General features: G+C 43.6%; 23 protein-coding genes. 17 read left to right on the top strand and 6 right to left on the bottom strand.

Features of this window, described 5'->3' with window-relative positions; translation table 11 throughout:
- Positions 1 to 139 precede the first annotated feature (139 nt).
- A complete protein-coding gene (locus ES896_RS04000) occupies positions 140 to 949 on the bottom strand; it encodes a bifunctional hydroxymethylpyrimidine kinase/phosphomethylpyrimidine kinase (protein WP_008343648.1) in 810 nt (269 codons plus the stop codon).
- Positions 950 to 1075: 126 nt separating this feature from the next.
- A complete protein-coding gene (locus tag ES896_RS03995) occupies positions 1076 to 1381 on the bottom strand; it encodes a general stress protein (RefSeq protein WP_060781538.1) in 306 nt (101 codons plus the stop codon).
- A 127-nt stretch (positions 1382 to 1508) separates the two neighbouring features.
- On the opposite strand from ES896_RS03995, the gene ES896_RS03990 reads away from it, so the two are divergent.
- Both ES896_RS03990 and ES896_RS03985 read left to right on the top strand, forming a co-directional pair.
- Positions 1509 to 2336 carry a glycosyltransferase family 2 protein gene (locus ES896_RS03990; RefSeq protein WP_007497795.1) on the top strand — a complete coding sequence of 276 codons (828 nt, stop codon included), beginning with the start codon at positions 1509 to 1511 and terminating at the stop codon, positions 2334 to 2336.
- Positions 2333 to 3019: a uracil-DNA glycosylase gene (locus ES896_RS03985; RefSeq protein WP_017360124.1), complete on the top strand. Its 687-nt coding sequence runs from the start codon at positions 2333 to 2335 to the stop codon at positions 3017 to 3019. Before ES896_RS03990 ends, ES896_RS03985 begins: the two co-directional genes overlap by 4 nt.
- Positions 3020 to 3045: 26 nt before the next feature.
- Here the strand turns inward: ES896_RS03985 and ES896_RS03980 are convergent, their stop codons facing one another.
- A complete protein-coding gene (locus ES896_RS03980) occupies positions 3046 to 4404 on the bottom strand; it encodes an aldehyde dehydrogenase (RefSeq protein WP_135226445.1) in 1359 nt (452 codons plus the stop codon).
- A gap of 172 nt (positions 4405 to 4576) precedes the next feature.
- Here ES896_RS03980 and ES896_RS03975 point away from each other — a divergent pair, with 172 nt between their 5' ends.
- The 3 genes from ES896_RS03975 (at position 4577) to ES896_RS03965 (ending at position 6692) form a co-directional block, all read left to right on the top strand.
- Positions 4577 to 4909 carry a YwdI family protein gene (locus ES896_RS03975; protein WP_008343634.1) on the top strand — a complete coding sequence of 111 codons (333 nt, stop codon included), beginning with the start codon at positions 4577 to 4579 and terminating at the stop codon, positions 4907 to 4909.
- 33 nt (positions 4910 to 4942) lie between these two features.
- Positions 4943 to 6253 carry a purine/pyrimidine permease gene (locus ES896_RS03970; protein ID WP_007497786.1) on the top strand — a complete coding sequence of 437 codons (1311 nt, stop codon included), beginning with the start codon at positions 4943 to 4945 and terminating at the stop codon, positions 6251 to 6253.
- A 67-nt stretch (positions 6254 to 6320) separates the two neighbouring features.
- Entirely contained in the window at positions 6321 to 6692 is a 372-nt protein-coding gene (locus tag ES896_RS03965; RefSeq protein WP_135226444.1) for a DUF423 domain-containing protein, read from the top strand.
- Between the two features lie 42 nt (positions 6693 to 6734).
- On the opposite strand, the gene ES896_RS03960 is transcribed toward ES896_RS03965, so the two are convergent.
- The 3 genes from ES896_RS03960 to ES896_RS03950 form a co-directional block, all read right to left on the bottom strand.
- Positions 6735 to 7352, bottom strand: a complete 618-nt coding sequence (locus tag ES896_RS03960) for a cupin domain-containing protein (protein WP_007497783.1) — start codon at positions 7350 to 7352, stop codon at positions 6735 to 6737.
- A gap of 131 nt (positions 7353 to 7483) precedes the next feature.
- On the bottom strand, positions 7484 to 8026 hold the full coding sequence (gerQ, locus tag ES896_RS03955; RefSeq protein WP_007497781.1) for a spore coat protein GerQ: 543 nt from the start codon (positions 8024 to 8026) through the stop codon (positions 7484 to 7486).
- 421 nt (positions 8027 to 8447) lie between these two features.
- Positions 8448 to 9122 (bottom strand): YIP1 family protein, encoded by a 675-nt coding sequence (locus tag ES896_RS03950; protein WP_048001141.1) that lies wholly within the window; start codon positions 9120 to 9122, stop codon positions 8448 to 8450.
- A gap of 175 nt (positions 9123 to 9297) precedes the next feature.
- On the opposite strand from ES896_RS03950, the gene ES896_RS03945 reads away from it, so the two are divergent.
- The 12 genes from ES896_RS03945 (at position 9298) to ES896_RS03890 (ending at position 20335) form a co-directional block, all read left to right on the top strand.
- Positions 9298 to 10068 carry a glycosyltransferase family 2 protein gene (locus ES896_RS03945; RefSeq protein WP_167764445.1) on the top strand — a complete coding sequence of 257 codons (771 nt, stop codon included), beginning with the start codon at positions 9298 to 9300 and terminating at the stop codon, positions 10066 to 10068.
- Positions 10069 to 10074: 6 nt separating this feature from the next.
- A complete protein-coding gene (locus tag ES896_RS03940; RefSeq protein WP_099496925.1) occupies positions 10075 to 11487 on the top strand; it encodes a capsular polysaccharide export protein, LipB/KpsS family in 1413 nt (470 codons plus the stop codon).
- Positions 11488 to 11508: 21 nt separating this feature from the next.
- A complete protein-coding gene (locus ES896_RS03935) occupies positions 11509 to 12687 on the top strand; it encodes a DegT/DnrJ/EryC1/StrS family aminotransferase (protein WP_135226442.1) in 1179 nt (392 codons plus the stop codon).
- Positions 12684 to 13559: a GNAT family N-acetyltransferase gene (locus ES896_RS03930; RefSeq protein WP_135226441.1), complete on the top strand. Its 876-nt coding sequence runs from the start codon at positions 12684 to 12686 to the stop codon at positions 13557 to 13559. Before ES896_RS03935 ends, ES896_RS03930 begins: the two co-directional genes overlap by 4 nt.
- Position 13560: 1 nt before the next feature.
- Positions 13561 to 14685, top strand: a complete 1125-nt coding sequence (locus tag ES896_RS03925) for an N-acetylneuraminate synthase family protein (RefSeq protein WP_057078902.1) — start codon at positions 13561 to 13563, stop codon at positions 14683 to 14685.
- Positions 14675 to 15415: a cytidylyltransferase domain-containing protein gene (locus ES896_RS03920; RefSeq protein ID WP_017360114.1), complete on the top strand. Its 741-nt coding sequence runs from the start codon at positions 14675 to 14677 to the stop codon at positions 15413 to 15415. Before ES896_RS03925 ends, ES896_RS03920 begins: the two co-directional genes overlap by 11 nt.
- Positions 15412 to 16440, top strand: coding sequence for a glycosyltransferase (locus ES896_RS03915; protein ID WP_135226440.1), 1029 nt, complete (start codon positions 15412 to 15414; stop codon positions 16438 to 16440). The genes ES896_RS03920 and ES896_RS03915 overlap by 4 nt, the downstream gene beginning before the upstream one ends.
- A gap of 2 nt (positions 16441 to 16442) precedes the next feature.
- Positions 16443 to 17183 (top strand): sugar phosphate nucleotidyltransferase, encoded by a 741-nt coding sequence (locus ES896_RS03910; RefSeq protein WP_079919333.1) that lies wholly within the window; start codon positions 16443 to 16445, stop codon positions 17181 to 17183.
- On the top strand, positions 17180 to 18145 hold the full coding sequence (gene rfbB, locus ES896_RS03905; RefSeq protein WP_098680519.1) for a dTDP-glucose 4,6-dehydratase: 966 nt from the start codon (positions 17180 to 17182) through the stop codon (positions 18143 to 18145). Before ES896_RS03910 ends, rfbB begins: the two co-directional genes overlap by 4 nt.
- Before the next feature lie 3 nt (positions 18146 to 18148).
- On the top strand, positions 18149 to 19003 hold the full coding sequence (rfbD, locus tag ES896_RS03900; protein WP_135226439.1) for a dTDP-4-dehydrorhamnose reductase: 855 nt from the start codon (positions 18149 to 18151) through the stop codon (positions 19001 to 19003).
- Positions 18996 to 19451 carry a dTDP-4-dehydrorhamnose 3,5-epimerase family protein gene (locus ES896_RS03895; protein WP_135226438.1) on the top strand — a complete coding sequence of 152 codons (456 nt, stop codon included), beginning with the start codon at positions 18996 to 18998 and terminating at the stop codon, positions 19449 to 19451. Before rfbD ends, ES896_RS03895 begins: the two co-directional genes overlap by 8 nt.
- Before the next feature lie 92 nt (positions 19452 to 19543).
- Complete coding sequence (locus ES896_RS03890; RefSeq protein WP_276320956.1) at positions 19544 to 20335, top strand: SDR family oxidoreductase; 792 nt, start codon at positions 19544 to 19546, stop codon at positions 20333 to 20335.
- Positions 20336 to 20350: the final 15 nt, after the last annotated feature.

Genomic DNA, 20350 nt, shown 5'->3' with positions numbered 1-20350 from the left:
CAACTGTTGATGAATTGTGCAATATTAAAGGAATGACTAGTTTACACATCAATACGCTCTGTAAGTTTTATAAATTACTTTGAAATTTATTTATACATATGGTTTATTGCGTTGCTTCTGTATCCTTTGAGTTTTCAACTTATTTGTCCAAACGATGTGCGGAATGTTTCGTTGGTCCGATGTATTCGTTTAGTTGGAAAGAGCCTTTAATGGCAGCTGTGATGAATTCTTTTGCTGCATAAATGGCTTCTTTCACGTCTGAGCCGTTGGCTAGTTCAGCTGTGACTGCGGCTGAGAATGTGCAGCCTGCGCCGTGTGTGTATTCTGTGTCGATCTTATCTGTTTCAAGGCGTTCGAAGGTTTGTCCATCATAAAGCAAGTCAATCGCTTTATCTGGGCTTAGCTTGCCGCCGCCAGTGATGACCACATATTTTGCACCAAGTTCATGGATGCGTTTTGCGGCTTCTTCCATTTGTTCCATCGTTTTGATCTCGCCAATGCCGCTTAATTGACCTGCTTCGAAAAGGTTAGGTGTGATAACTGTTGCCAGTGGTGTAAGCTTTTCGCGCAATGCTTCAGCGTGCTCTGGATAAAGGACTTCGTTCGCACCTTTACATACCATAACAGGATCAATGACGACATTTTTCAGCTCATATGTTTTGATCGTTTCAGCTGCGAGTTCAATGACGTCAACTGTTGGCAGCATACCTGTTTTTAACGCATCTACACCGATGCCTTCCACGATCGTTGAGAGCTGCGCGCGGATTGTTGATGTATCGATTGGAAACACTTGATGATCCCAGTTGTTATGAGGATCCATTGCAACGACAACGGTTAAAGCTGTCATCCCGTAGACGTTTTTTTCTTGAAACGTTTTTAAATCTGCTTGGATACCTGCACCGCCGCTTGAATCCGAACCTGCGATGGTGAGTGCTTTATTCATAGACATAGTTGCTGAACCTCCAATGTGATGTGTAACAGTTACTGTTCTATCCCTTATTATAATCAGCTTTTCCATTTATCACAATGAAACGGCATAAAAAAGCGTTCCACTCTTCATGGAACGCCTCATTCTTTATCTTTTACAAATCACCAATTTCCCTTTTTTCAGCTCCTCTAAAAGCGTTAAGGCTAATTCTTGATCGGCGCCGGTCGACATGATTTTGGCCATCAGTTCATCATCCCTGGTGCGAATGATATTGGCGATTTGATCTAAAATCCCTTGATCAACAGCTGTCATGCTCTTTGCTTCCGTGTACTCAGTAACGGTATCAGAGCGTTCGGGGTCATACGCAAAAATAAACACATCGTCCTTTGCTGATTGTATCTGTTCAATCGTCTGTTTGGCTTCTTTACTATTCTCAACCGTGAAAAATTCCATCGTCATCACTCCTTTTCATCAAAAATTCCCATTTTATCGATCAATCAAACCGCCTTTTATATCATGAGAAGAAAGCCGATTTATGTTTTAATGAAAAAGACGAATCTATTAAAGGAGTTAGGCCGATATGAAGATTTCTTTACTAATTGTGACACATAACCGGCTGAGCGCATTGTGTGAACTGCTTGAATCCATCTCGAGACAAAGCGTACAGCCTTTTGAAATTGTGGTCGTAAATGATGCAGGAGAGCGAGTGGACGTGATTCAGGAACTCTATCCAGAGCTGCCAATCCGCTTGATTCATTTAGATGAGAATGTCCAGCATGTGAACGCAAGAAATGTTGGGGTGCGGGAGCTGACAGGTGACGTCATTATGCTGAGTGATGACGATGATTATTTTACACCTTGTCATATTGAACGTATGAGCAAGGCGCTGGAAGACGCTGATTTTGTCTTTTCGGATGCGGAAATTGTTTCGTTTGAAGAACGAGGTGCGACTCGTTTTCCAGTATCAAGACGTTTGTTTGCTTATACAGCGGACATTGAGGACATGCGTGTTTTTTCTACATATGTTCCTTCTGGCAGTATGTACAAACGCCGCATACATGATGAGATCGGCTATTTTGATCCAGCGATGCATCACTACTGGGACTGGGACTTTTTCCTGCGTGTTACGCAGCATGCACGAGCCAAACGAGTGCCAGCTGCCAGTGTGATCTATGCGTTCTTTGATGGTGGGGGCAATCAGTCGAGTGATCTTGGTGAAACAAGGAAGAACTATTTAGATGACCTGAGTGAAAAGCATGGGCTCGGTGATTTGCCGACAGCGAACTTTGCTGTCCTATTAGAAGAACCAGCGATGAAAAAACGAGAATCAGAGAGTGAGATTGTATGGGATGGAAAACCGATGATCTCAAGATTGGCACAACAGACAGAAGGAGGACAACCGCAATGAAGCCATTTTTAAATGATAGCTGGTGGGCTGTGATGAAAAGTGAATTTGAACAGCCATATTATCAGGAATTACGTGAGTGGGTAAAGGAAGAATATCGTACGCAGATCGTGTTTCCAAAGCCAGATGACATTTATCGTGCCCTCCATTTGACGTCGTATGAAGATGTGAAGGTCGTGATTTTGGGACAAGACCCTTATCATGGTCCAGGACAGGCACACGGATTAAGCTTTTCTGTTCAGCCTGGTGTCAAGCATCCGCCATCTTTGAGAAATATTTTTCAGGAGCTAAAGGATGACCTCGGCTGTCCGGTCCCTAACCATGGCTCGCTTGTCAGCTGGGCAGAGCAGGGTGTCTTGCTGTTAAACACCGTGCTCACTGTAAGAAAAGGGGAAGCGAACTCGCATAAAGGCAAAGGCTGGGAACGTGTGACAGACCGCGTCATCGACGTCCTGAATGACCGAGATCAGCCAGTCGTTTTTGTGCTTTGGGGCAGACATGCGCAAAATAAAAAAGAACGTATTGATCAAAGCAAGCATTACATCATTGAGTCACCTCATCCAAGTCCTTTTTCCGCAAGAAACGGCTTTTTTGGCAGTCGTCCGTTCTCAAAAGTAAACGCCTATTTAAAACAAATGGGGATCGATGAAATCAACTGGTGTATCAAGGACATCGAATCAAAATAGGACGAGGGAAAATCCCTTCGTCCTGTTTATTTTAAAAATTTGCGGACAATGTCGAGTCCGTTTTTCGCATTTGGATAGCGGAAAGAAAAATCAAAGCGATTGGTCTGGCGCAGGACGCTTTTTTCATGCGTAAAGGTGAAAAAGCTTTCTTTTCCATGATATCGTCCGATACCACTTTCACCAACGCCTCCAAATGGTAAATATGGAGTGGCGACATGCATCAGTGTATCATTAATGCAGCCCCCGCCAAATGAGAGGTTGTCTAGAATATAAGCTTCTGTTTCTTTATTTGTTGTAAATAAGTAAAGAGCGAGCGGCTTCGGTCTTGCCTTAATCATGTCAGCTGCCTCTTGAAGAGAGTCAAATGAGATGACAGGCAAAATAGGTCCGAAAATTTCCTCCTGCATCACAGGGTCTTCCCATGTAATGTGATCTAGAATGGTCGGTGCGATTTTGAGCTCTTGTTCATTGCGCTGTCCACCTGTCACCATCGTGCCATTTGAGAGAAATTGTGAAAGTCGATCAAAATGACGCTGGCTGACATTTTTTCCGAAATGCGGATTTGTTTCAGGCTGGTTCCCGTAAAAGTCACGGATACAGGTCGTCATTTCACGCAATAGGTCCTCTTTGATCGATTCATGAACAAGTAAATAGTCTGGTGCAATGCATGTTTGACCAGCATTTGTGAATTTACCAAAGGTGATTCGTTTTGCAGCGAGCTTGATGTCTGCATCAGGCATGACAATGCATGGACTTTTTCCGCCGAGCTCAAGTGTGACAGGTGTGAGATGTTTTGCGGCCGCTTCCATGACGACTTTGCCGACGGCTACACTTCCAGTAAAGAAAATATAATCAAAAGGCAGTTTCAGAAGCTCTGTGCTGACATCCACACCGCCTTCAACGACCGCTGCAAGATCTTCTTGAAACACGCTTTCCACAATCGTGCCAATCACGTTTGAGACGTGCGGCGTTAATTCTGACGGTTTTAAAGTAACGGCATTTCCCGCAGAAATGGCTCCAACTAATGGCGAAAGGGCCAATTGGAAAGGATAGTTCCAAGGGGCAATAATCAGAACGCTTCCGTACGGTTCCTTAATGATCATACTTTTTGATCCGATATGGGTCAGAGGTGTTTTCGCGCGAGATGGTTTGGCCCATTTGTGAAGATGTTTGACGGTATGATTGATCTCTTCATATACCATGCCAATTTCTGTTGTATAGGCTTCCTGTTCGGATTTATGTAAATCATGGGCTAAGGCTTGTAAGATGTCCTTTTCATGATGTTTAATGGCTTTTTTTAAATCGTTAAGAAGACGGATTCGATCTTGAACCGCTGGTGTTTGCACGTTTTTTTGTTTGTGAATGAGTTCAGTGAGTTTGCTCATCTTTCAGTCCTTTCAAAGACGATATTGTTTCTTTTTTATTATGTGTGAATCTTGGGTAAGGGTCAAATAAGAGGAACAGAAGCACACAGCTTTGAAAAAATGAGCCCATTCGGTTTGTTCATTTGGTAAAATAATGTTGGAAAACGAATTTTTTAGATTGGAGGGTCTACCCTTGAATATTCATATATCAAGTCTGCTTCAAAAAATGGAGGAAGCCATTCAAAAAGCAAAACAAAGTGGAAATGATGAAGAGGTGAAACGTCAAGCGGCGGTCATCTCTTCACTATGTGATGTCATTCTCGACACGTCATCACAGGTGCAAATGCCGCAGTCTTCGGTCATTTCACCACCTCCATCTATACAGACACCATCTGCACCGGCTGTGTCTACGGATCAAGCCATGCTAGAGAAATTGATGGGCACTAGCGGTGCAAAGAAATTTCAGCATAAAGAAGAGGGTCAACAAGAGAAAGATGGCAACGGTGACTCTATTTTTGATTTTTAATGGTCTTGTCACGACAAAGGGAAGGTGATCGGGTTGAAACTATTTTTGGGCGCCATTCAGTGGATGGCATTTTTTATCGCAGCTTCTATTGCTGTGCCGATTGCGATTGCACAAGCATTTGAATTAAATCAAGTGCAGTCGGCGGAACTGATTCAGAGTACATTCTTTTCACTTGGACTTGTGGCGATGGTGCAGTGTTTATGCGGTCATATGCTGCCGATCAATGAAAGTCCAGCAGGGCTGTGGTGGGGGGTATATACCCTTTATGCAGGCATGACAGGGACGATTTTTGCTACATATCCTGAAACCTTGCAAGCGTTACAAGGGGCGTTAATTTTTAGTGCTGCGTTCTTTTTTATTTTTAGTCTTTTTAAAATCATTAATTGGCTTGCGTCTTTATTTACGCCGGTTGTCACAGGTATTTATTTGCTGCTGCTTGTTGTGCAGTTAAGTCAGCCAATCATGAAAGGGCTGATGGGGATCGGCTATCGGGGAAATCAGGTAGATGGGCTTGTGTTTTGTCTATCGATCTTGATTATTGTCATCACCTTCATGATCAGCCGCTCAAAATGGCATTATTTAAGACAGTTTTCTGTGTTATTCGCACTTGCAGGCGGCTGGCTGTTATTTGCTTTACTCGGACTAGCGAAGCCTGTTCGCATTCCTGAGCAGATCATTGAGTTTCCAAAGCTGTTTCCGTTTGGCATGCCGGTCTTTGACAGTGGACTACTTGTTACGTCCTTTTTTATTACGATCTTACTCATAGTGAATATGCTGGCAAGTATTCGAATTGTGGAAAGTTCCGTCAAGGCATTTGGTGAACTGCGTGAGCGGAAACGAGCCAGACCGGCTGGTTTTGTCGCCGCATTTGGTCATTTGCTGAGCGGACTGATTGGTGCGATTGCGCCTGTCCCTATTTCAGGGGCAGCGGGTTTTATACAAACAACCAAAATTCCATCGAGAAAGCCATTTTTCCTTGGCAGTCTGCTCATTGTCCTCATTAGTTTATTTCCATTATTGATGAGCTTTTTCTCTGCATTGCCTTCACCTGTGGGGCTGGCTGTGAACTTTGTGGTGTTCTCTTCTATGATTGGGATTGCTATGTCTGAATTCGATCAGTATGAAAAAGAAGACATCCCGCGCATTCGATTTGTGCTTGGCATCGCTGTTTTAGCAGGCGTGGGCGCAATGTTTGTGCCACAAGGTGCATTGAAAGGCATGCATCCTGTGCTGATTTCTTTATTGAGCAATGGTCTTGTGCTTGGCACGCTGATTGCGATTGTGGTCGATCAAGTGCTACTGCGAAAGAAGAAGAAATCCGACAATCTCGTGTCAGCATCATAGGAAAGTTGAATGTTGGATATGACCCGAGCTATGATAAACATAATTGATGAGATAAGGAGAATGACGAATGAAACTATTTTTCATATTAGGTGCCATTAACGCCATGCTTGCGGTTGGTCTTGGAGCCTTCGGTGCACATGGACTGGAAGGGAAAATTCCTGAAAGGTATATTGAGATATGGAATAAAGGGGTTCAATATCAGATGTTCCATGCCATTGGCCTATTTATTGTCGCCTTTCTGGCAGATAAGCTGTCAGGTGTTTCTCTAGTGCCGACCGCTGGCTGGGTGATGCTGGCAGGCATTCTTTTCTTCTCAGGAAGCCTTTATGTGCTTGCCTTGACTCAGGTGAAGATTTTAGGTGCTATTACGCCAATTGGCGGAGTGGCGTTTATCGCTTCTTGGATCATGCTAGTGATTGCAGCAGCAAAAAATTTATAAGCCAGAAAAACCGATGCTCTCATAGGGGCATCGGTTTTTTTCTTAACTCCAATAAGGAGAATAGTTCGGAGGTGCTTGATAATAAGGTACATAGTGAGAAGGCGGGACAGGGTGCGTTTGTGCCTCTTCCTCCCGGTGGCAGAAAGGTCCGATAAACACACCAGGCTTCACAGGCTGCGTCGCCTGTTTCCACTGCGTTTCGTTCATGCAATAAGTATGTGCCATGATGTGTGAAGGCGTGAGGGTTAGAAGGTCTGAACCTAAGATGACTTCTGGCGTCGATGCGTTAAAAATGGCTAACAAATGGGTTTTGTCCTGCAAGGCGACTTCATAATGCCACCAGCCTTGTGGCACATTGGCTACCTGCCCAGGGGTAATGGTGTAGGTGGACAGCTTTTTTGTAAAAGGGTTCAACATGGATACAGCAGCAGAGCCGGCGATACAATAAACAAGCTCGGCAGCATTTTGATGATAATGAGGCTCTACTACTTTGCTTTTACTCAAATATATATCCAGCAGAGATACTTGATCGAGCGAATTTAATTGTTTTTTTCCTAAAACATTAATCAGATTGTGTTGATCATATTTCACAAGGGGGCTTTGATTCAAATCAAATGAATATTTAACATTCGGCGATGTATAATCCAGCTCAACAGTCATTGATGTCACCTCTAGGCGTTTAATAAAAACTACTAGGCATCTTATGAGCCTTCCCCCGAAGGTGTGTCAAAAACCTAGACAAAAGAAAAAAGCAAGGGCGTCTGCACCTTGCTGCTAATATGACCTTGAGGTTATCTCGGAGAATACGTAGACATCGAGTATGGATAGTCATATTGAATTTCCCCATCAAACGTAATGTAATCAAGGTAGATTGTTAACAATAAGTATCGTGTCCCCGTTTTGTTATCACTAATGATAATGTGATCACGTCCTGCGGCCTCAATGACTCCTCTAAAAATCTTAGAGTTCCATTCTTTACTTGCCTCAAACGTCATATAGATCGTGGCTACTTTGCCGCGGTTTAATCGTAAAATATTTTCAATATAGGACTGCTCAAGCGGCAGCTGACCGGTGACATTCTGCTGATAAATCGGTCCAGAAGGAATTTGATAGGGCTGCCCGCCACTTTGCCCACCTTGGCCTCCTTGTGAAGTACCAGTAGACGGCATTGGCGAATACCCCTGCTGCATTTGACCTTGCATTTGACCCTGCGTTTGGGGAGGGACTGAATAACCCATCTGCTGCGCAGGATACGGATTTGCTCCATATTGTTGCTGGCGAAAATCTTGACCTTCGAAACCCGAACCTTGCCCAAATTGATTTTTCAATTTCATAACGTTCCTCCTCTTTCCTCATGGTGTTCTAAACAGAAGGCGGAAAAGCGCCTGTTGTTTCCATAGCATTCTTTTTCTCTTTCACACTATGAGACAGGAAGAGAGAATATGTACATTGAACGAAAAAAAGGAACTGCTTTGTGCAGTTCCTCAGCGTGTAGACAAACCCTCGCATTCGGTGTCAGTCCTGCGCTTCGGTGCTCACGAATGTCAAATTCGCTCCGCGCCGATGCTCGTCCTTCCTAGACTGCAAAGGTTTTCTATCACGCTGAAAAGAAGACAAAGGGCTAAAATAAAGTTCATTTTAGCCCTTTGTCAACAATCTGAGGAACTGCTTTGTGCAGTTCCTCAGTATTCAGACAAACCCCATATTCGTACTGCCTAGACTGCAAAGGTTTCCAACAATCTAAGGAATGCCTGTTTACATCAACCAATTCATAGCCCGCTGGACGTCATAGAGAAGGGTCATCGTGAGAAAAAATAAGGCGATCGGTGCGATGGCAATGATAAAGGCCTGCCATATTCTCAGCTTCATCACAGCAACAAGGCCTAAAACAGCCATCCCAAATATCCATGCCTTGGTATACGCATCAACCAGTGGTAAAACGCTGAGATAATACCATACTTCATAGTGCTGGTCTAAATAGGGTGAGATTTTCACAAATGTATACGGACCAAGCAACCCCACAGTAAAAATCCAAGTAAGAGCAAATAAGGTGGAAGGAAAAATGACCGTCAGTGTGCAAGCTTTGAGCACATCTCGGTACGGCGCTTTACTGCCAAAAAACAGTCGTCCTAACCACTGTAAAATGAATGAACCGAAAAATAGAAGAAAATTGCCTACTAAAATACCAAAACCTGCTCCGTGTAACAGAATAAAAGGATATGGAATATGATTGCCCATATACTCACTAAAATACCCTTCGTACATCCAGCTTGTACCAGCGATACTTGCAAGGAGTATCATCAGCCACATGGGAATAGAGGTATGTTCATATGAGCGAATAATCGTTTTTGTCGCGACAAAAATTTTAAAGAATCGAAAAAAACCTTTTGCTTCCTCTTCTTGGGAGAGATCACTCTTCATATATTCCAATGTTCTTTACTCCTTTAATACACATAAATGATTACTTATATTACCAAAATTTTTACGTTTTTCAAAGATAGATCATGAAAAAAATCCAATTTTATAAAAAATAGGTCACTCTACAGTCTCTTTAAGAGGAGACACATATGATAACCATAGTTTAAAAGAGACCGAGGTGAAAACATTGACGAAAGTAACGGTCATTATGACGAGCTACAACAAAGCGGCCTACGTTGGCAGATCAATTGAAGCGGTGTTGCAGCAGACCTTGTCAGACCTTGAACTTTTTATCATGGATGATGGATCAAACGAACAAACCCTTGCTGCTATTGAGCCTTTCCGTAAAGATCCACGCGTCCATTTTATCCAAAGCGGGGTGAAAACGCTGGAGGAAAGAACGGCGAAAACCCGCTATGCCGTCCTCATTAATCAAGCATTAGAACAGGCAAAGGGCGAGTATATTTCCTATGCCACAGATGACAATGTCTACGCACCAGACCGTTTAGAGAAGCTCACGAATTATTTAGATGCTCGTCCGAATGAAGAAATTGTCTATTCTAGTTCAAAAGTTATCTATTTAAATAGCGAAAGAGAGCCAGTAAAGGAAACGATTCGACCTGCGCAAAAGGTGCAGTGGAATGCACCTTGTGCTATTGATCACTGTTCAGTTGTACATCGTGCATCCATTTTAACAAAGATTCGAGCTGAGTTTGGATCCTACTGGGACGAGAGTCCGCATTTTTATCGAATAGGGGATGCCCGGTTCTTTTTTAGATTAAATCACTTTTATCCGTTCTACCCTTTTGATGAGGTATTGGATACAAACTACATCACAGAACAGTCTATTCATTATCAGTTGGCAGAAGAAGAGAAAAGCGATTTTATTCAAGCACTTCCTCCGCAGTCTACCTGCAGGGAGCTCCGCCATATATTAAAACAAAGACATGGGAGGTGACCTTAAGTGTCGCATTATATTCATCATTATTGGCAGGTGTACTTTGAGTATGTGAATCTGATGAAAGACTTATCCTATCGCCACATACCCCTTGGATTAATCAGTAATTTTTATCAATACATCAGTCCTGAAGTGAGGGAACGTATGGAAGATGAAGCGTTTGGTGAAGAGCTGACAACGACTTGTCCAAAGCCGCAAGACATTCAGCCCTTTTTTGATCAGCATAAACAGCAGATCAAGCGTACCCCTTATCGTCCGAGTCATGGAAAGGTGCTTCTTCACTTTGAACACTTGCGTTTTACTGAACAAAATTACACGCGGTTTCATCCGAACCAAACAGTGGTGCTCGCGCGCTGGAAGAAGGCTGATTATTTCGGGTTACCGGTGATCAGCAAGCCGGAATTAGCCGGAGAGGTTAATAAAGAAGCCCATGTTGAATATATTGAAAAAGCAAATGCTCTATTGAAACCTTACGCCCAGCATCCTGTCTTTGGCAATGTCTTTTTTAGAGAAAAGCTTCAGAAGGACATTGTGCAATTTATTGATGTGATTGACCAAATAGAAACGCTATTTGAGATGCAGCCTATTGCAGCTGTTGTTGTTGGTACGACGGAGGATGCTTATAGCCGTGTGCTCGCCTTGCAAACCGTGAAGCGTCATCTCACAAGTATTTGTCTTCAGCACGGTGCGCTCATGGGAGACGAAGCCTTTTTGCCGATTTTCACCACCTGCCACGGGGTGTTTGGAAAATATGAAAAGGACTGGTATGTAGACAAAGGCTGTCAGCTTGAGCAGGTGGAGATCACAGGTCACCCGAGATTTGATTTGGTGCAGGAGCGAACACCGCTTCAACAGGAAATGGTCTTTCGTAAATTGAACTTCAACCCTGCCAAAAAGACTGTACTTGTGGCAACACAGCCGTTTTCAGAAGCCTTTTACGGTGATGTTCTTAAAACAATTGCAAAACGGAAAGACATTCAGCTGATTATGAAGCCGCACCCGTGGGAAATCGCTCGAAATCGTTTAAATGACTATACAGCGATTGAGCGCGCGGGGAACCATGTGAGATTAATTAAAAAAGAGATCGACTTGTATGACCTCCTGCCGTATATGGATATGGTCATTACGCTCACATCAACAGTTGGTCTGGAAGCAATGCTCTTTAAAAAGAGTGTACTGATTGGAAAAATGACAGAAGGCAGAAGATACCCTTATTACGAGTCGCTTGGCAGCTGCCACATGGAAAACCCTATTGAGTTGGCCGAGAAAGCGATCCGTATTTTATCGGATGAACAAGAAATGAAGCTGGCGAAACAGCAAGGTGCTCGTTTCATTCAAGAGCATTATCCGCATGCACAATCGACCGATGTTCTGCTTTCTCTGCTCAAAACAAAAACAGGCGTGGATTTTCAGAGATGAAGATAGGGGTGTGCAAGCGATATGGGACAAAAGAGAGCACAATTTCTTCCTTATGCACTGCCTTTTATTGAACAGGAAGAAATTGATGAAGTCATTGGAACATTAAAGTCCGGCTGGTTGTCCACCGGACCAAAAGTGAGACAGTTTGAAGAAGAGTTTAGGCAGCTGACTGGAGCGAAGCACGCAATAGCAGTCAATTCATGTACAGCTGCTCTATTTTTAGCGTTAAAGGCGAGAGGCATTGGAGCTGGTGATGAGGTCATCACAACGCCTCTGACGTTCTGCGCAACAGCCAATACGATCATCCATACGGGGGCAGCCCCTATTTTCGTGGATATTGATCCGGCGACACTCAATCTAGATGCGAAAAAATTAGAAGCGGCCATTACACCACATACGAAAGCGGTTGTCCCTGTACATTTTGCTGGTCAATCGTGTGATATGGACCAAATTTTAGCGATTGCCAAAAAGTATGATTTGTTCGTGCTGGAGGATGCCGCTCATGCCCTTTATACGACCTATCACGATCAACCGATTGGATCAATTGGTGATGCGACCGCTTTTAGCTTTTATGCAACGAAAAACATAGCGACTGGTGAAGGCGGCATGCTGACGACAAATGATGATGCCCTTGCAGTTAGAATCAGAAGGCTGGCGCTTCACGGGATGAGTAAGGGAGCGTGGAATCGTTATGGAGAAAAGGGAACATGGTATTACGAGGTCGAGGAACCGGGCTATAAAATGAACATGTTTGACGTGCAAGCATCGTTAGGGCTCGTTCAGCTAAGCCGGTTGAAGGAGATGCAGACACGCAGAGAACAGATTGCGAAGACATACAATCAGGCATTTCAACATGAAGCTGGTCTCATCTTGCCGCCTGTACATGATGAGGGAAGACATGCGTGGCATTTATATGTGCTACAAGTTGATCCAAAAGAAGCACTGATCACACGCGATGACATGATTGATCAGCTGCAAAAGGAATATAAAATCGGCACGAGTGTTCATTTTATTCCCGTTCACTTGCATCCATATTATGAGAAGACCAACAACTATTCACCAGAGGATTTCCCTGAGGCACTCACTTATTACAAACGAACGCTTTCGCTCCCGCTCTATCCAAGTATGACAGATGAAGATGTGCAGGATGTCATCACCGCAGTCGTGTCAATTTTAAAAGACAAGAAGGCCTCTTCATGAAAGTCGTTCATGCAATAGACGATCAGGTGCTGGCAGCTTGGCTGAAAACATATGGTCATGAAACGGAACGCATGGCAGGATTCAAGCAGTTTGCTCTTGTCAGCGGCGCTAAGCTCAAAGCAGTGCTGTTATACGAATGGTCCAAATGGGAGAGCGGCATTTTTGACAAGCATATTTTTCATGTGAAGTTTGTGGAAGCTGAATCAGCGCTGCTCTTTAAAGAATTGATGGAGAGATTCATCAATTGGATGAGAACAGAAAAATGTGATTTTTTCTTTTTACGTCTTGAGGCGGCTGATCTTGAAAAAAACCGCATTGTTCAAAAACTATCCCATGTGTATTATGTCGGTGGTCTCACTAGGCTTGAGGCACCGCCTGCTCTCATGGAGATGCCATCATCAGATCAAGATGTGGTGATGGGTGTGCCAGATGAAAAGGATTACGATGAGGCGGTCTTACTAGGTGATCAGGCTTTTGTGAAAAGCCGTTATGCCCTTGATCCATATTTAGACCAGCGTGTTGTTCAGCATTTTTATCAGGAGTGGATGAGAAACAACCTACTCGGACGCGCAGATATCAACCTCGTTGCTAAGGTAAATGATGAAGTGGTTGGCTTGATTCAAGGTATGACAAAGGGGCATGAGATGGGGCTTGAGCTTTTTGCGATCAGACCGGATGTTCAAGGGAAAGGGATCGGAAAAAAGCTGTTTATTGAGATGATGAAAGTGTCTCATCACAGAGGGCATCACTTCATTTCTGCGGGGACACAGCTTCATAATACGACAGCCATCCAGCTGTACGAAAAGATGGGGTTTAGAACAACAAATGCCTTTTTGTATTACCATGTGTGGCCGAAAAAAGGAGAGAGGTAAGATGGCGCATTTCTATATCGGAGATCGCAAAGTGGGAGATGATGCGCCTGTCTTTATCATTGCAGAGGCAGGCATTAACCATGATGGAAAGCTGGATCAGGCACTTGCATTAATTGATGTGGCAAAAGAAGCAGGGGCTGATGCGGTGAAATTTCAAATGTTTCAAGCGGATCGGATGTATCAAAAGGAACCGGGGTTATACGAAACGGCCAAAGGAGAAGAAGTGTCTATTTTTTCTTTAGTGGAACAAATGGAGCTTCCGCCAGAATGGCTGCCTGTCTTATTGACACGTTGTAAGGAAAAAGGACTGATGTTTTTAAGCACCGTGTGTGACGAAGAATCGGCTGATTTATTGAATCAAACGAATCCGCCTGCTTTTAAACTGGCATCCTATGAAATCAACCATTTGCCTCTTTTGCGTCATACGGCTTCTTTTCAAAAGCCGATCATTTTTTCAACAGCTGGAGCCACCATTGCAGATGTTCATGAAGCATACGAAACGATTACGAGCCAGCAAAATAAGCAAGTCGCCATCATGCATTGTGTGGCAAAGTATCCAGCGCCTAGAGCATATACGAACCTGCGGGTGATTCAAACCTTAAGATCCGCTTTCCCTGAAGCAGTCATTGGCTTCTCAGATCATAGTGAACACCCGACGGAAGCGCCAGTAGCCGCTGTGAAGCTCGGGGCAGCAATGATTGAAAAACATTTTACAATAGATAAAACATTACCCGGAGCGGATCATTCCTTTGCTCTTGATCCTGAAGAATTAAAGGAAATGGTTCAGCACATTCGAGCGGCAGAAAAGCAGCGGAATCAAGCAGAAATAGACGTTCATTCATTACCAGAGGAGCTTCTTGGCAGTTCTTATAAAACGACAACAGCCATTGAAGGACAGATTCGAGAATTTGCGTATCGAGGAATTTTTACGACAAAAGGCATTGCAAAGGGTGAGACCCTCACGTCAGAAAATGTAGCCGTGCTGCGCCCCGGACAAAAAAATCAGGGATTGCATCCGCGATATATGCCAATTTTACTTGGCACAAAGGCTGTGAGAGACATCCCAGCTCATACAGGCGTTTCGTGGAAAGACGTACTCACGCAGGAGTCTCATGATGATGCATGATGTGCTTTTTGTCATTCAGGCTAGGATGGGGTCAACAAGACTGCCCAAAAAAGTGATGAAACCGATCGGCGGCATGGCGCTGATTGATTTGATTGTGGAGCGGGTGAAGCAATCAGATGATTACCATCACAACATGCAAAACCTTATGATTGCCACAACGGTCGAGCCAGAGGATGACTATTTGGCTCAATATTGTATGTCAAAGGGCTATAAGGTGTTTCGAGGCAGTGAGGCAGATGTGCTTGAGCGGTTTGCGCAGATTGTCCGCCAATTTGAACCTAAAACGGTCGTACGTTTAACGGGAGACAATCCATTTATAGATCCTTCGCTTTTGTCGAAAATGCTTGAAAAACATAGACAGGAAAAGGCTGATTACACATATACGAACGGAACACCACTCGGTATTTCCGGGGAAATGATTGAAGCATCTATTTTATGTGAAATCGACAAATTTCCCCTCACTTATTCAGAACGTGAGCATGTCACGCTGTATATCAGAAAGCATCCCGAGCAATTTTCCCTTCAATTATTCACACCGCCCAAAGAACTTGCATATCCTGCTTATCGATTCACGATTGATACAGAAGAAGATTATGTGTTTGCTACCCGTTTACTAGAGAAAGCTGGTGGTTCTATTGCTGTGCCGACAGCTGAGCTCATTTCCATCTGTGAACAACATCCAGACATTGTTCGTTTGAATCAATCTGTGAGACAGAAGGATGCTGAATGAACAAAAAAATCATGATTGTTGTTTATGGTGGTTTTTTAAGAGGAATGGGTCATGTCGTCAGAATGAAACGTTTGGCAAAAGAACTGCTTCAAGAAGGGAACGACCTATATTTCTATACAAATGATCAGATTTGTGTCGAAATGCTTTCGCACCCAGAGTGGTACGTTCACATGGTGCATGAGTCGAATGCGCTTCTCCAGGTCCAACAAGACATCAAAAAGCTAAAGCCTGACCTTTTAGTCATAGATGTGCTTGATTGTGATCTTCAGTTTCTTCAAACGATCAAAGACTCCTGCGATAGTGCGAGGCTGGTCTTATTTGAGGAAAAAAGAGAGGAAGCCTGTCAGCTTGCAGACACGGTCATAAACGGCATTTATGGCGGTCTGGACGGGAAGCACGAGCAGCTTAATGGCACGGCTTATTATCATGGAACGCCCTATTTATTGTTAGATCACGAGTTTAAACGATTCAAAGACACATATGAGGTTCGGAAAGAATGTAAAAAGGTGGTCATCAGTCTTGGCGGTAGTGATCCGTGCGGCCTGTTATCAAAGGCTGTATCGGCGCTTCTTCAAACAAATCACCTAGACATTTTAGCGGTCGCAGGAAAAGCCTCTCACATCAAAGAGCAAGTAGAGGCGGAACATATCCAATTCATTCAACATACAGATCAACTACCGGTTCTTTTATCAGAAGCTGATGTGGCTATCGTAGCAGGCGGTATGACGTTATATGAGGTAATTTGTATCGGGGTGCCCAGCATTGTCCTATCGCAAGTAGACCACCAAGCAGTGACAGCGAGCATGTTTGCGCAAAAGGGCGCTTGTTTTCACCTTGGATTAGGTGACCTTGTGGAAGAAAAAGACCTGTTGCAAGCTGTTCAAAAACTGTCTGACAGCTATTTTCTCCGCAGAAGCATTCATCTTAATGGACGTTCACTCATTGATGGAAAAGGAATCGAACGAGTGAAAAACATTCTTATACACCTCATGAATTCACACCAAAAAGAACATAAGGATGTGTAGATGTGAAGGGAGTTATTTTAGCAGGAGGAAAGGGATCACGGCTGGCACCATTAACGAAGATTTTCAACAAACACTTGCTGCCGGTTGGTCCATACCCGATGATTTATTGGTCATTATTCAAACTGAAAGAAGCAGGAATTGTAGATGTGATGCTGATTTCACAGGAAGAACAAATTCCGTTGTTTCAAAAGTTACTGGAAGATGATCGTGAACTTGGGATGAACATTGTGTATCAAGTACAGCCAGAAGCGTCTGGTATTTCCGATGGTTTATCCTATGCAAAGCCCTTTGCTCAAGGGGAAAAATTTGTGCTGATGCTTGGTGATAATGTATTTGAAGATTCATTACGCCCTTTTGTCGACGCCTTTAGGCAACAAGAAAGCGGAGCCAAGGTTTTATTGAAAGAGGTGGCAGATCCAAAACGGTTTGGCATTGCAGAAATTGATCCTGCTCATCATCGAATTTTATCAATAGAAGAAAAGCCAGAGCATCCGAGGTCATCTTACTGCGTCACGGGCATCTATTTTTATGATCAAGACGTCTTTCAATATATCGAGGAAATCTCGCCGTCAGATCGAGGTGAACTAGAGATTACTGATGTGAACAATCTCTACATCTCAAATAGCCAGCTGACCTATGATATGTTAAAAGGGTGGTGGATTGATGCAGGAACACATGAATCTCTCCACGAAGCATCAACAAAAATGTTTGAAACGATGAAGGAAAAAGAGGGATACGAATGACGAAGTCTTATTTAATTACAGGTGGAGCAGGGTTTATTGGACTGAATTTTGTGAAGCTGCTGCTTCAAGAATCCGATGTCCGGCTGACCGTGTTTGATAAATTAACATATGCCAGTCATCCAGAGGAGATGGAATATTTATCAAAGCTGCCTCATGTCCGTTTTGTCCAAGGAGATATCACGCTGCAAGACGAACTAGATCAAGTATTTGATGAAGCCTATGATGCCATCATTCATTTCGCAGCAGAATCACATGTCGATCGCAGTATTGAGTCAGCAGAACCCTTTATCCAAACAAATGTCCTTGGTACCTATCGTATGCTTGAAGCTGTCTTAAAGGGAAAGGCGAATAAACTCATTCATATTTCCACAGATGAAGTATATGGAGATTTGGAGCCGGATGATCCTGCTTTCACAGAACAAACACCACTCTCACCGAATAATCCTTATTCAGCAAGCAAGGCAAGTTCAGACCTGCTTGTGAAATCTTATATCCACACCCACCAACTACCCGCCATGATCACAAGATGTAGCAACAACTACGGACCTTATCAGCATGAAGAAAAATTAATCCCAACCATTATTAGAAAAGCGGTCAATGGTGAAAAGATTCCGATTTACGGAGACGGCCAGCAGATCCGCGATTGGCTGTATGTAGAGGATCATGCGAGAGCCGTAAAACAAGTAGTAGAAAACGGAACAGCCGGTCAGGTGTACAATATTGGCGGCGGCAACGAGAAAACAAATCTTGATTTAACCAAAACCATTCTCACACATCTAGGCATCTCTCATGACCAAATCGCGTTTATTCAAGACCGGAAAGGGCATGACAGGCGGTATGCCATTGATGCCAGTAAGCTAAAAGAAGAGCTCGGCTGGGTGCAGGCAACTTCATTCGAAAAAGGTATCGAAAAAACGATCGATTGGTATCGTGCCAAATATGATCAAAGTGAAGAAGGGTAACCGATGAAAGTTTTAATCACCGGTGCAGGCGGCCAATTAGGGAAAGAATTGACGAAACAGCTGAAAGAAAAAGACATCACCGTCATTGCTTTAACAAGGAGTATGCTGAATATCGCAGATCAACAGGCAGTCAGACATGCAATGAGACATTTCCGTCCGGATATTGTTGTCAGTGCGGCTGCTTATACGTCTGTCGATCAATGCGAAACAGAAACGGAAAAAGCCTATCTTGTGAATGGGATTGGCGCCTACTATACAGCGCTTGAAGCTAAAAACGTAGGGGCTGATGTATTACATGTCAGCACAGATTATGTATTTGATGGGCAAGCGAATACCCCTTACCAAGTTGGTGCACAAGCAGATCCGCAAACCATTTATGGAAAGAGTAAAAAACTTGGAGAAGAATTGATTCATCTTGTGTCAGATGAAGTGAAGATCATTCGGACATCGTGGCTTTATGGACATGAGGGACATAACTTTGTGAATACCATTCTTCGGCTGGCTGAAACGAAGGATCATTTGCGCATCGTCAATGATCAGTTAGGGTCTCCTACTTATACAAAGGATGCCGCAGAAGCTTTGATTCACTTGTTTGACCAGAAAGCAGGTATTTATCATGTCAGTAACCGAGCAAGCTGTTCATGGTTTGACTTTGCGACAGAAATTGTGGCAGCAAGCGGTCTGTCTACGACAATTGAACCCATTTCCACTGAAGAGTATGGCTTCCAAACACCTCGGCCCGCCTACTCTGTGTTAGACCTGCAAGCGATTGAAGCGACTGGCTGGAAGCCAAGACACTGGAAAGACGCACTTCACGAATACTTGCAGAAAGAAGGGAGATTCGAGCAGCATGATTGATGGTGTACAAACGAAAAAACTCATGAAACATTGTGATGATCGCGGCTTTTTCGCAGAGCTTATTCGAGATGACGAACCGATGCTGAAGCGCTTTGGGCAGGCGTCGTGGTCGAAAAGTTTCCCAGGAGTCATCAAAGCCTTTCATTATCATGAAAAACAAGACGATGTTTGGTTTTTCCCAGCAGGTCATGCACAGGTCGTTTTATACGATTTGAGAGAAGATTCTCCGACAAAGGATCAAACCGATGTGTATTATATGGGAGAAGATAATCCGATGCTGCTCCTCATCCCAAAGGGAGTTGCCCATGGCTACCGCGTATTAGGGGAGACGCCGCTGCAGATTGTGTATTTTACAACAGAATCGTACGACCCAAAAAACCCAGATGAGAAGAGAATTGCGTGGAATGATGAGTCGATCGGATTTAATTGGGAAACGACATTTAAATAGAGAAGAGAGGCCTTTCGCAGGAGAAAGGTCTTTTTTTGTTGAAATACATTCTATATGTGTCATTTTATGTATATTGATGAAAAGGGATGTGGATGAGTTTGTCTAAAAGAATTGCATTTGTAACAGGGGCAAGTACAGGCATTGGAAAGGCAATCGCAATAAAACTTGCCGCCCAGAGCGATATGAAGGTGATCATCAACTCTAGAAATATAGCCTCACTTGAACAGACGAAACAGCACATTCAAGATATGACAGAAACAAAGGAACCGCTGTCTCTATTCTGTGGAGATATGTCGGTTGAAGCGGTGAGGTCGGAAGCCTTTGAGAAAATAGAAAAGGAGTTTGGCAGACTCGATGTGCTGATCAATAACATTCCAGGAGGAAAACCAGATACATTTGATTCATGTGAAACTGACCAGATGCTGGCTGCTTTCTCCCAAAAAGCCATCGCCTACGTCGATACAATGAAGCGTGCAGCCGCATTGATGAAAAGACATGAATATGGACGGATCATTCAAATTGTCGGGAACCTGTGGAAGGAACCTGGTGAACAAATGTTTACGAATAGTATGATGAATGCAGCGATTATTAATGCCAGTAAAAATGCAGCGACACAGCTCGCGTCGTCTAGTATTACGGTAAATTGTTTAAATCCAGGTTTTATTGCAACCGATCGGTATGAACAATTTATCGGCAATATGATGACGAATCAGGGATTGTCACGAGAGCAGGCTGTACAAGCTGTCGCATCAGGTATTCCAATGCAAAGAGTGGGCTCAGCGAGTGAGATGGCGTCATTGGCAGCTTTTATGGCATCAGAGGAAGCTTCTTATATCACAGGGCAACAAATCTCCGTAGACGGTGGAACGATGAAAAGTATATAAACTGAAAAAAACCCG

The sequence above is a fragment of the Bacillus sp. 005/A4HT-01/001 genome (assembly GCF_004634445.1).
In the GTDB taxonomy this organism is placed as follows: domain Bacteria; phylum Bacillota; class Bacilli; order Bacillales; family Bacillaceae; genus Bacillus; species Bacillus altitudinis.
This window is presented reverse-complemented; position numbering and strand designations above follow the sequence as displayed.